Below are 454 nucleotides of genomic sequence, written 5' to 3' on the forward strand. Positions count from 1 at the left end.
ACCGGCATGGGCCGGCGTTGGGTGTTGCGGTTCTGGCCAGCCAGTCGGCAGGCACGGCGTTGGGATACCCGGAATCGATCCTCCAGAACCATGACGGCTCTGCGACGACGTTCCGGGCTCAGAAGTTTCCCTCGGCCAGCTCCTTGAGCATGGCCTTATCGAGCTCTGCATCGGCCAGCAGTCGCTTGAGGCGGGTGTTCTCCTGCTCCAGCTCCTTGAGGCGTTTGGCCTCTGTTGCTTTCATCCCCCCGTACAGCTGCTGCCAGCGGTGGTACGTGGGAGCCGACACCTCCAGGGTCCTGCACACGTCGGCGACGGTCTGGCCCTGGTTGAGGAGCTGCTCAGCCGTGCGCAGCTTGCGGATGATCTGCTCGGGGGTGTGACGCTTGCGTTTCATGGGGCTTCTCCTGGCCAAGTCTGGCCGGTCGGGAAGCTCTCATAAGGACTGGTTCAG

General features: G+C 63.7%; 1 pseudogene. It reads right to left on the bottom strand.

Annotated elements, in window-relative coordinates:
- Positions 1–397: pseudogene (locus ACLD7X_RS18920) on the bottom strand (transposase); the annotation flags it as partial.
- Between the last annotated feature and the right edge of the window lie 57 nt (positions 398–454).

Origin of the sequence: Aphanothece microscopica RSMan92 (genome assembly GCF_046613545.2) — a bacterium.
Classification (GTDB): domain Bacteria; phylum Cyanobacteriota; class Cyanobacteriia; order PCC-6307; family Cyanobiaceae; genus NIES-981.